Source organism: Nonomuraea sp. NPDC050394 (genome assembly GCF_044459065.1).
In the GTDB taxonomy this organism is placed as follows: domain Bacteria; phylum Actinomycetota; class Actinomycetes; order Streptosporangiales; family Streptosporangiaceae; genus Nonomuraea.
Window position 1 is genome coordinate 490,992 of record NZ_JBITIO010000007.1, and the last position, 11,065, is coordinate 502,056.

11 protein-coding genes are annotated in these 11,065 nt (G+C 71.9%); 8 read left to right on the forward strand and 3 right to left on the reverse strand.

The window, feature by feature from the left end:
• Position 1: 1 nt before the first annotated feature.
• Positions 2-1,945 (reverse strand): endo-1,3-alpha-glucanase family glycosylhydrolase, encoded by a 1,944-nt coding sequence (locus ACIBKY_RS28800; protein ID WP_397101247.1) that lies wholly within the window; start codon positions 1,943-1,945, stop codon positions 2-4.
• A 145-nt stretch (positions 1,946-2,090) separates the two neighbouring features.
• Here ACIBKY_RS28800 and ACIBKY_RS28805 point away from each other — a divergent pair, with 145 nt between their 5' ends.
• Positions 2,091-2,831 (forward strand): alpha/beta fold hydrolase, encoded by a 741-nt coding sequence (locus ACIBKY_RS28805; protein WP_397101249.1) that lies wholly within the window; start codon positions 2,091-2,093, stop codon positions 2,829-2,831.
• 115 nt (positions 2,832-2,946) lie between these two features.
• Here ACIBKY_RS28805 and ACIBKY_RS28810 read toward each other — a convergent pair whose 3' ends face one another.
• Entirely contained in the window at positions 2,947-3,657 is a 711-nt protein-coding gene (locus tag ACIBKY_RS28810; RefSeq protein WP_397101251.1) for a sulfotransferase family protein, read from the reverse strand.
• Positions 3,658-3,837: 180 nt separating this feature from the next.
• On the opposite strand from ACIBKY_RS28810, the gene ACIBKY_RS28815 reads away from it, so the two are divergent.
• The 7 genes from ACIBKY_RS28815 (at position 3,838) to ACIBKY_RS28845 (ending at position 10,773) form a co-directional block, all read left to right on the forward strand.
• Positions 3,838-5,112, forward strand: a complete 1,275-nt coding sequence (locus tag ACIBKY_RS28815) for an esterase-like activity of phytase family protein (protein WP_397101253.1) — start codon at positions 3,838-3,840, stop codon at positions 5,110-5,112.
• Positions 5,113-5,297: 185 nt separating this feature from the next.
• On the forward strand, positions 5,298-6,119 hold the full coding sequence (locus ACIBKY_RS28820) for a hypothetical protein (RefSeq protein WP_397101255.1): 822 nt from the start codon (positions 5,298-5,300) through the stop codon (positions 6,117-6,119).
• A 134-nt stretch (positions 6,120-6,253) separates the two neighbouring features.
• Positions 6,254-6,661 (forward strand): hypothetical protein, encoded by a 408-nt coding sequence (locus ACIBKY_RS28825; protein WP_397101257.1) that lies wholly within the window; start codon positions 6,254-6,256, stop codon positions 6,659-6,661.
• Positions 6,662-6,682: 21 nt separating this feature from the next.
• The gene (locus ACIBKY_RS28830; protein ID WP_397101259.1) at positions 6,683-7,363 is read left to right on the forward strand and encodes a GNAT family N-acetyltransferase; all 681 of its coding nucleotides are present in this window, start codon (positions 6,683-6,685) and stop codon (positions 7,361-7,363) included.
• A gap of 10 nt (positions 7,364-7,373) precedes the next feature.
• On the forward strand, positions 7,374-8,969 hold the full coding sequence (locus ACIBKY_RS28835) for a protein kinase (protein WP_397101261.1): 1,596 nt from the start codon (positions 7,374-7,376) through the stop codon (positions 8,967-8,969).
• Between the two features lie 171 nt (positions 8,970-9,140).
• A complete protein-coding gene (locus ACIBKY_RS28840; protein ID WP_397101263.1) occupies positions 9,141-9,878 on the forward strand; it encodes a GNAT family N-acetyltransferase in 738 nt (245 codons plus the stop codon).
• Positions 9,879-10,038: 160 nt separating this feature from the next.
• The gene (locus tag ACIBKY_RS28845) at positions 10,039-10,773 is read left to right on the forward strand and encodes a DUF2071 domain-containing protein (RefSeq protein WP_397101265.1); all 735 of its coding nucleotides are present in this window, start codon (positions 10,039-10,041) and stop codon (positions 10,771-10,773) included.
• A 3-nt stretch (positions 10,774-10,776) separates the two neighbouring features.
• On the opposite strand, the gene ACIBKY_RS28850 is transcribed toward ACIBKY_RS28845, so the two are convergent.
• On the reverse strand, positions 10,777-11,013 hold the full coding sequence (locus ACIBKY_RS28850) for a hypothetical protein (protein WP_397101267.1): 237 nt from the start codon (positions 11,011-11,013) through the stop codon (positions 10,777-10,779).
• Positions 11,014-11,065 lie beyond the last annotated feature (52 nt).

Sequence of the window (11,065 nt, forward strand, 5' to 3'; positions counted from 1 at the left end):
GTCAGGACTGGCGGCCGCTGGTGGCGGCCACGTACTGCAGGTCCTGGTTGGGCAGGCTGGACTTGACCTCGAACGGGGAGACGACCTTGGCGGTGGTCTTCCCGGCCCGCACGATCGAGGCGCTGTGCTTGCCGTACGCCAGCGGGAAGGTCGTGGCGGTGATCCCGGCGGCGACGTCGGCCTTCTTGGCCGTCCCGCCGATGGCGGCCTGGACGGTGGCGGCCCCGGTCAGGAAGGCGAGGACCTCGACGGTGTCGCGCGGGGCGCTGGTGCCGCCCCTCGGGACCATGAACTTGGTCTGTGAGCCGCCCGAGGGCCGTTGCGCCGCCTTCTGCAGGCGGTGCGTGAGGTAGACGGTGTCACGGACGATCGCCGGCGTCTTGCCGGTCTTGAACTTGGTCAGGTAGTAGGACGTGAGGTCCAGGTACGCGCCGCCGTTGTGCGCGGACGGCGTGAACTGGGTGCCTTCGGAGAAGTCGTTCCAGGTGGTGAGCTGCACCCAGTCGGCCCCGCCGGTGATGGACTTGTCCCACGTCAGGCGGAGGTTCTCGGTGTTGTTGGCCTCGTCGTAGATGCCCTGGTTGGGCCGCTCGTCCTGGACGGAGACCGGCTGCATCCAGATCTTGCCCAGGTCGTGGGCGAGGTTGATGTTGGAGGCGACGCCCGCCTGCTGCGCGGGGCTGCGGTTGCCCCAGTTGGAGAAGCCGTAGCTGATGGGCGCGTACGCCTTGGCGTGGGTGGAGAAGTTCAGGAAGACGGGCACGAACGCCACCTTGACGTTGTGCTTGGCCTGCATGATGTCCATGAACTCCCTCCACCACGAGACCGGCTGGTTCTCCGCCTTGAACGGTGAGACGACCAGGCGCTTGTCGGCCAGGCGGTAGACGGTGGAGTTCTGGGCCAGCTCGGCCATGGAGGCGGCGAGCTGGGTGGGGGTGACGCCCTTGAGGCCGTTCATGTCCGGCATCAGGACGATCTTGAATCCGGGGTCGACGTTCTTGGCGGCCTGGACGAGCAGCTTGAGCCGGGTCCAGTGCTGGCTGGTCAGCGAGAGGATGTCGACGGTGAAGCCGTCGAGCCCGGCCGTCCTGGCCAGGCGGATCTCGCTCTCCATGTCGGCCAGTTGCCAGTCGCCGGTCCTGGGCGCTCTGGGCAGGGGGCGGTCGCGCAGGAGCCCGCCGTACGCGGCGTGCTTGCCGCTCTCACCGGCCGGGTTGAGGTAGTTGCGGGCGTAGTAGTCCTCGGCGCCCGCCTTGTTGTCCAGCGAGATCGGGTACGGCGTGAAGTAGTGCGCGAACACCTTCTTCTCCGAGGCCCGCAGCGTGCTGATCGCCGGCAGGTCGAACGGCAGCGGCCCGGCGGGCACCGGCGGCTTCTCCGCCGCGGTGTAGGTGATGACCAGGCGCGGCGGGACGGCGCCGGTGGCGGTGGCGCGCGAGGAGTGGAAGACGCCCTGGGCGCCGCCGGTGCTGGTCAGCGCGAAGGCGTACGTGCCGTCGCCGGTCACCGCGCCCGGCAGGTCGATCTTGGCCTGCCGGCCGGCGGTGAAGCCGGTCCTGGTGCCGGCGGTGGCGCCGAGCGTGGGCCGGTTGGTGTAGAGAACGTGCTCGTCCCACGCGGACGTGGTCTTGCGCACGGCCAGCGCGGTGTCCGTGGTGCGCACGGAGTGGATCTCCAGCGTCGCCTTGACCTCGGCGCCTTCCGGGATGCCGGTGACGTTGAAGCGCACCAGGCCGAAGCGCTCGTTGCCGGACCCGTTGAAGGCCGACATCCAGGTGAAGTCCGCGTGGTCCGCTGTGGGACTGGTCTCGCTGACGTAGGTGTCGGCGGCGGCCTGCACCGTTACGGTCTTGGGCTCGGCGGCGGCCTGTGCGGAGGCCGCCGGAGCACTCATGATCGCGACGGCCATCGCCATGACGGCGGATAACCAGGGCTTGCGCAGCATGTGATCTCCGGGTGTGGGGTGTGTTGCGCGTGATCATATTGCCCGCCTTGCCATGAAATGACCCGAAATATCAACATCCGGTCGGCCGTTTCTCCGCGGAGTACTATGAACAAAAAACCAGATCGTTCATACGGGAGGAACCGTGATGAGGGACGACCTGCCGCGCATCACCGTGGGCCAGGGCCCGCCCCTGGTGGTGCTGCTGTTCACGCCTCGGGCGGCCAACCCCGCCGGGCCCGCCCGCTGGTCGGCGATGCGGATGCTCAAGCCGTTCACCGGGCACTTCACCGTCCACCTGCTCAACCGCCCGCCGGGGCTGGCCCCCGGCACGACCATGGCCGAACTGGCCGCCGTCTACGCCGCCGGCTTCGACGGCCCCGCCCGGGTGCTGGGCGTCTCCACGGGCGGCTCGGTCGCGCAACAACTCGCCGCCGACCGCCCCGACCTGGTCGAACGCCTCGTCCTCGCCGGTACGGCAGGCACGCTGGGCCCGATCGGCAAACGCGCCCAGCGGGCCTACATCGACCGCGCCCGCCAGGGCAGGCGCCCCAGCCCGGCCCTGGCCGGACTCGTCACCCCGTCACCGCTCGCCCGCAGGCTCCTGTCCGCCCTCCTGTGGCTGTCCGACGGTTCGGCCGGCCACTCCGACGCCGCCACCATGCTCGAGGCCGAGGACGGCTTCGACCTGCGCGGCAGGCTGGCCGACATCAAGGCGCCCACCCTGCTCGTCCACGGCGAGAAGGACGTCGTCTACCCGCTGGAGCTGGCCAGGCAGACGGCGGCGGGCATCCCCGGCGCCCGCCTGACCGTCTACGCCGGCCGGAGCCACAGCGGCACCTTCACCGACCGCCGCTTCGCCCCCGACGCACTGGCCTTCCTCACCTGATCGCCGAACCCCCCACCGACGCACCGGCCTTCCTCACCTGATCGCCGAACCCCCCACCGACGCACCGGCCTTCCTCGCCTGATCGCCGAACCCTCCACCGGCGCACCGGCCTTCCTCACCTGATCGCCGAACCCTCCTCCGGCGCCACCCTGCGCAGGGTCAGCACCCTGCGGCGGCGTAAGGCCGCTGTCCTGATGAACGACTCGGCCTGGTTGACGTGCGGGAACGGGAGGGCGGGCACCGCCGTACCCAGGAACTCGCACAGCGGCGCCCAGCCCTCGCGCACGTCGAAGACCAGCAGCCGGTCGGCGGGAATCCCGGCCATGACCGCGTCGTTGTGCCGGCGGAACACCTCCATGGCGTGCTCCGGCTCGCCGAACCGGCCGCCGAAGGTGTCTTCCCAGATCAGCCGCTCGGCCAGGGCGCGGCGTCTGGCCAGCGACGGGTAGAACGTGTTCTCCAGCCGCATGACCAGGCCGCGCACGCCCGGCTTGCGGGCCATGAAGTGGTAGATGGTGCTGTGCGCGCTGGCGTACCAGCGGGCGGGGTCGCGTACGGTCAGCACGATCTTCGCCTTCGGGAACGCCTCGGCCAGCTCCCTCCAGAACGAGCAGGCGGGCCAGTCGCAGGCGGCGCGGAAGCCGGTCAGCAGGTCCGGCCAGTCGACCGCCTCACCCCGCACGGCCGCCTCCCACCTCGGGATCAGTTCCTCGCGCTCGCCCAGGGACGACATGTGGTGGCAGGGCCGGTACCCGAGTGCTTCCAGCGCCAGGCGCAGGGAGTAGGTACCGGTCCGCCCCATGCCCGCGCCGATGACCTCGACCATGAGACCACTCCTCTCATCGTGCACAACGGGCAGGCGCGGAAACCGGTTCAACATTGAAGGAGTTGACCGGTGCTGCTCTCGCGGGCGTCAGGGGCCGTTCATCCGCGCTTCAGCGAATGGACGCCGGGCATCGCTAGCTTCCGGGTGCCATTTCCACACTTTTGATCGTTAGGAAGCGTCGTGTCCCGTTCATTGATCGCCGGGCTGGCTGCCGCGGCCGCCCTCACCACCGTCGCGGCCGCCCCCGCCGGGGCGGCGCCGCGGCCCAAGGTCACCTCGGACGTCGTCCTGCCCGCGCCCGCCCTGGCCGACTTCGAGAAGGGCCTGGTCCAGGACGACCGCGGGGTCAGGCTCGGCGGGATCGGCAGCGGCCTCTACCCGGCCGGCCGGCGCGGCGACTACTGGATGGTGACCGACCGCGGGCCCAACGGCGAGCCGAAGGTCAACGGGGAGAAGCGGCGCACGTTCCCGGTGCCCGAGTTCGCGCCGGCCATCGTGCGCGTGTCCGTGAAGAACGGCAAGGCCGCGATCACCAGAACCATCACGATCAAGAACACCGACGGGACCCCGATCACCGGCCTGTCCAACCAGTCCGGCCACGACGAGGTGCCCTACGGCTGGGACGGGCAGGAAGAACTCGCCTACGACCCGGGCGGCCTGGACACCGAGGACATCGTGCCCGACGGGCGCGGCGGCTTCTGGCTGGTCGACGAGTACGCGCCCTCGCTGGTGCACGTCGGCTCCGACGGGCGCGTCCTGACCCGCTATGTGCCGAAGGGGCTCGGGCTGAAGGGCGCGAAGTACCCGGTGAAGGAGACGCTGCCCGCCGTCTTCGCCACCCGGCAGCAGAACCGCGGCTTCGAGGCCGTCGACGTCTCGCGCCGCGAGAACGCGCTCTACGTGGCCGTGCAGAGCCCGCTGGCCAACCCGGACAAGAAGACCGGCAAGGCTTCCGGCACCGCCCGCATCCTGCGCGTCGACCTGCGTACCGGCCGGCCGACCGGCGAGTGGGCCCACACCATGGAGAACGTCGCCACCTTCGACCCCAAGGCCGAGCAGGGCGACATGAAGATCTCCGCGCTCACCGTGCTGTCGCCCGGCCGTCTGCTGCTGCAGGAGCGTACCGACGCCGTCGCCCGCCTCTACACCGTGGACCTGCGCCGCGCCACCGACCTCGCCGGCGGCGTCCACGACGACCCGGCCACGAAGCCGTCGCTGGAGTCGGCGCTGCCCGCCTCGGTGAAGCCGGCCAGGAAGGAGCTCGCCGTCGACCTGGCGGCCATCCCCGGCCTGCCCGGCAAGATCGAGGGCGTGACCCTGCTCGACCCCAGGACCCTCGTGATCGCCAATGACAACGACTTCGGTCTCGGCACGTTCGGCGAGGACGGCCGGCTGATCGACTCCGGCGTCAAGAGCCACCTCATCACCATCCGCCTGCCCCGCCCGCTGCGCTGACCCTTCCGCGGGCACCCCGCCGGGGCGCCCGCGCCCGGAAGCATCACCCTCCGTTACCTGCTGCGACGCCAGAATCTTTAGGAAAGTTTCTTGATTGTTGGCGGATCGTGAGTCAAGCTTGATCTTGATCATGAAGCGGTGGCCCGCACCCCCGCGGGCCACGCAAGCACGCAGGAGGACGCTTGATGCACACGAGAAGGCTCGGTCGTGCCGGAGTCGCCGCCGTCGCCGCGACGCTGACGATCCTGGGCGCCGGCACCATGGCACACGCCGAAACCCCCACCTCCGCGCCGAGCGCGGCCGTCGCCTGCCAGCCTTCGGGTGCGCTGGCAGTCGACGGCGCCGAGCTCGACGTCAACAGCCCCGCCCCCGGGGTCGGCAACTGCTTCACCTTCACCGGCCAGGTCGGTGACAACCTCACCGTCGGCATCTACCTGCCCGGCGGCGCCGGCGAGCGGATCGGCTTCCACAGCAAGCTGATCGTCCGCGACCCGTCCGGTCAGGTGGTCGCCCAGTACCAGGGCGGCCACCCGCAGGTTCAGCCGATCTACCGCCTGGCCGTACCCACGCTGACGACCGCCGGCACCTACGAGGTCGAGGTCGCCCCGGTCGCCGCCGACGGCCTGCTGGCCGCCCGCGTCCTGCTCAACTCGGTGACCGACCTCGGCAGGGTCAACATCGACGGACCCGGCAAGCTCGTCCACCTCAAGCGGATCGGCCAGGAGCAGCGCATCACCTTCGCCGGCACCGCCGACCAGTGGGTCCAGCTCGACCTGGCCGGTTTCGACTTCGAGACCGGCACCCCCGGACGCGAGGCGGGCGTCTGGTTCGAGATCTGGAACAAGGACCAGACCCGGCTGCTCTTCCGCGACGTGCTGCGCGCCAGCGGCCGCCGCGAGCTCGGCCCGCTGCGCGTCGGCGGCGACTTCGTCATCCAGGCGTGGTCGGTGTGGGGCTCCGTCGGCGGTGTGACCGTCTCGGTGCCGAGCATGCCTCCGCAGAAGTGACCCGCTGAACCGTGCGACGGCCGTCCCTCCGGGGGCGGCCGTCGCCTCTACCGTCACGATGACAGATTCGCCGGCCCCGCCCTGGTCCGTAATTTCTTCCTCAGAAGGAAACACGACCTCGAAAGGACCGCGACATGGTCACCACCACCGCCCCCGCCGCCACCACCACCGACGCCAAGCTGCTGCGCTTCGCGCTCCGCCTCGACGCGATCGGGACCGGCGCCAACGGCCTGCTCTACCTCGGCGCCGCCGCCGTCTTCGGCGGGATGTTCGGCCTGCCCGCCGCGCTCCTGTACCCGATCGGCGTCTTCCTGGCCGCCTTCGGCGCCGCCCTGCTCGTCCTCGCCGCCCGGCCCGCGATCAGCAAGGCCGCCGTCGGAGTCGCGATGGCGATCAACGTCCTCTGGGTGCTCGCCAGCGCCGAAGCGCTGATCGCCGGCTGGTTCCCGCTGACCGCTCTCGGCACCGCGCTGGTGATCGCCCAGGCCGCCGCGGTCGCGGGCTTCACCGCTCTGCAGTACGCCGGTCTGCGCAGGGCATGAGCCGTCCTACCATCGAAGATCATGAAGGATCTGGAACTGCTCCGCCAGGAGATGCGGGTGCAATGGGACATCGACGGCCGGGACCGCATCCGGGGCGGCGGCGAGGACCTGGCCGTCGCCGTTGCCCCGGACGGGACGATGGCGGCGGCGGTGGCCGAGACCGTACCGGACGACAGGGCACGGCCGCTGCTGCGGAGGATCGCGGACGGCCCGCCGCCACCTGCCGGCCGCCCGCCCGCGCTCGCGCCCGGCGCGACGGTGTCCGGCGGCCCCTGCTACCTGGTCTGCCCGCCCGTGCGCGGCGACGTACACGTGGACGTGCTGCGCTCCGACCGCCCGGCCGACGCCGGCCTCGTCCGCGACCTGCGGCCGGGCAACTGGGAGCCGGAGGAATGGGCGGACCTCGTCGGCGGCGGCCAGGGGGCGCCGTGGGCGATGGTCGTCTCGGCCGGGCAGGTGGTCTCCATCTGCCACACGCCACACCGGACGGCCGCCGGGGCGGAAGCCGGCACCTGGACCGCGCCCGGCTTCCGCGGCCGGGGCTACGCCGCCGCCACCACCGCCGTCTGGGCGGACCTGCTGGCTCCCGGCTGCCCGCGCCTGTTCTACAGCACCACCGCCGCCAACCGTTCCTCACAGCGGGTGGCCGAACGGCTGGGGCTGCGGCACATCGGGTGGATTTGGCGGTTCGAGGGGCTCTAGGGTCATGCGAGTGGGTGAACCGTTCGGGCAGTTCGGGCAGTATGCGGCGATCGAGGTTCTGGGCGAAGGCGGTCAGGGCACCGTCTACCTGGGACGCGCGCCCGACGGCACGCAGGTGGCCATCAAAGTGCTGCTCGGCCAGATCGCCCGCGACGACGACGCCCGGCGGCGCTTCCGGCGCGAGGCCGAGGCGGCCCGGCGGGTGGCGCCGTTCTGTACCGCCCGGGTCCTCGACGTCGGCGTGGCCGCGCGGCCGTACATCGTCAGCGAGTACGTGCCCGGCCCCTCACTCCACGACCTCGTCCGCCGCGACGGACCCCGCACCGGAGGCGGACTCCAACGGCTGGGCGTGGCCACCCTCACCGCCCTGGACGCCATCCACCGCGCCGGGATCGTGCACCGCGACTTCAAGCCCGGCAACGTGATCATGGGCGCGGAAGGGCCCGTCGTCATCGACTTCGGCATCGCCAGGACGCTCGACCAGACGGCGACCAGCGGCGTGCTGGGCACACCCGCGTTCATGGCGCCTGAGCAGTTCGGCGGGCAGGGGCTCACGGGGGCGGCCGACCTGTTCAGCTGGGCCGCCACGATGGTGTACGCGGCAACCGGCCGGTACCCGTTCCACGGCGAGACGATGCCCGCGCTGATGCACGCGATCCTGACCACCGAGCCGGACCTGTCCGGCGTCCCCGGCGACCTCCTGCCCTTGCTTCGGGCGTGCCTGTCCAAGGAACCCGGCCGGCGCCCCACCGCGGCCGCCGCCCTGGGCACGATGACGGCGCTGCCCGCGTCCATCCGGCCGGCCGCCACGACTCCTGCGCCGCAGCCTCAGGCCCGGCCGGCCGTCACCACTCCGGCGCCGCAGGCTCAGGCCCGGCCGGTCGTCGCCGCTCCGGCGCCGCAGGCGGCCTTCCGTCCCGCCGGCGCCGATCCCCGTCATCACCCTCCAGCGGCCGAGGCGCCCGGGATGACGAGTCTGGCCGGCGCGGTGTTCGCGCTGGTGGCCGTCGTGCCGCTGCTCTACTACAGCGTGCTATTCGCCCTGGCCACCCTGAACCACGGCCCGGCCGGTGCGGCGGAGCCGTACCCGCCGGACATGCCCAGGGCGATCGCCTTCTCGGTCGTGGTATGCCTGCTCTGCGTGGCGGTGCACCACGTGTCCATGGTGGCGGCGCTCGCCGGGCTGCTGCACATCCCGCTGTCGGTGGTCTTCGCGCTGCCGCCGCTGCCGGGGGCGACGCGGGCGGCGTTCAGGGAGATGGCCGGGTTCGACGTGATGGCGCTTGTGTCGCTGTCGTCCGTCCTCACCGCGCTGGTACTGCTCGCCACCGCGCTGCCGCAGTGGCGCTGGAGCCGGCTGGTCGCGGTGCCGGCCGTCGCCGGGAGCGCGCTCATGATGATCGGTGGCCTCACCGGCGTGCTGGCCGAACTCCGGCTGGCCCGGCCGCGGACCGGCGCCTACACCACGGAGGCGCTTGGGCGGCTGGCCATCGGGCTGTGGGCGCTGGCGGCGGCCGGGACGGTGGTGGCGCAGGCCGTACAGGCCAGACGGCGAGCTTCCGCGCCGCGCCCCTTCCCGCCCGCAGCACCAGCAGGGCGGGCGTGAGCACGGCCCACGCGCCCAGCGTCACGCTCATGGCGATCGACTCCGGCTGAAGCAGGTCGTGGAGGAGGTGCGGAAGGCTCGCAGCCCCTTCCGTGCCCGAAATCCGGTTGCCTCCGGCGTGGGCGGCGGCCTACCTTGTGGCCGTCGTCTGTTCATCGGGGAGGAACACACGTGTTCGACGCCGCCGTCCACGCTTATCTCAGGTCGGCCGCCGGGGAGGGGGCCCGCCGGGCCGGGCCGTTCACGGTGCGCTTCGACGAGCACGACGACGCGCTGCCGTTCAACTACGCCATCCCCGACGACGACGTCGCGCCCACCCCCGGCGAGGTCGGCGCGCTGATCGCGCTCTTCCACGAGCACGCCCGCGTACCGCGGCTGGAGTACGTGCCGCAGGCCGCGCCCAAGGTGGAGGCGGCGGTGCTGGCGGCCGGGTTCGAGCCCGAGGGGCGCTACCCCCTTCTGGTGTGCACACCCGGCACCGTGGTGGACGCCCCGGTGGACCCCGCGATCGAGGTGGCGCCGGTCACCGCCGACGCCGGCCTCTGGCAGGCCGCCCGGGTCATGAACGCCGCCTTCGACGCCCCGGACGCCACCGAGCACGACGTCGCCCGCATGCGGCGCATCCTCGAGCGCGGCGGCCTGGTCGCGCTCGCCACCGACACCACGACCGGCACGGCCGTCGGCGCCGGCCAGATCGGCGGTCCCCACGAGGGGGTGGCCGAGGTCGCCGGGATCGCGGTGGCGACCTCGCACCGGCGCCGTGGCATCGCCGGCGCCGTCACGGCCCTGCTGACCCGGGCGGGAGCCCCCACGGCCTTCCTCACCCCGGCCGACGACGCGGCGGGCCGGGTGTACGCGCGTGTGGGCTACCGGAAGACCGGCGAGATGCTGCACATCTCGCTGCGCTGACGCGGAGCCGGCCGCCGAGGGCGCGTAGACCTGCTGGGCGAATTCGTCGGACGGCACCGGGAAAGCGTCGTGATCACCCGCCCGGAGACGGACGCGCGGCGAAGGCTCCCCACGGATAACTGTCCGCCAGAGGGCTCCGGGTTCCGTAATGTTCGGGTTCATGAGCTTCGCCGGCACAGCGCGGCCGCGACCCCGCTGGTACCACGCCCAGACCGACCTGGACGACTTCGCCATCATCAGCTACCGGGTGGACGCCGACGCCCTGGCCCGCCACCTGCCCAACGGCTTCACCCCGATGACGCTGGACTTCGCCGACGGCCCCGGCAGCCTGGTCTCGGCCGTGGCGTTCAGGGACCGCGACTTCCACTTCCGGTTCCTCCCGCAGGTCGGCATCGACTGCGGCCAGATCAACTACCGCGCCTATGTCACCGCGAACGGCCGGCCGGGCGTCTGGTTCTTCGGCACGAGCCTCGACCACCCCGTGGTCCTGATCCCTCAGCACCTGTGGGGCATGCCCTGGCGCCGCGACCGCATCCGCATCGGGGCCGACTGGACCGGCAGCCCGGCCCACTGGCGCCTCGACGCCGGCGACGCGCGCTGCGAGGCCGAGGAGCTCCCCGAACCGCCCGCCACCCTGGACGGCTTCACCGGCGAACCGGACTGGCTCGAACGCCTGACCCACCCCATGGACGGCTGGTACCGGCGCCGGGACGGCGGGGTCGGTGTCTACAGCATCTGGCATCCGGTCATGCGCCCCCGCTACCTGACGGCGCTCTCGGCCCGGTTCCCCGTGTTCGAGCGCCTTGGGCTGATCACGGCGGACACGGCCCCGCACTCGATCCTGGCGCAGCGGCACCTGCCGTTCGACATCCACACCCCGCCCCGCCGGCTCTGAACCTCAGCCGCACCCGTAAGGCCACGACATCGCGGTGATCGTGTGCGTCACCCGGAACGCGCCGCGCTGACCGGGAAAGACGCACCGCTCCACCAGCACCACTGATCCGCCCAGTCGCGGATCACCGTTGGTGTAGTAGGTCTCGATCCGCCTGACACCGCTCGTGGCATCCGCGATACCGCCGGAGAACGCGAGCACGGCGGCGAGAACGAACGGGGCGGCTCCCATGACCCTGCGCACAGCGCCATACTGCGGCGATCATCTCCCGCGGGGTACCTCGCACATCAGAGGA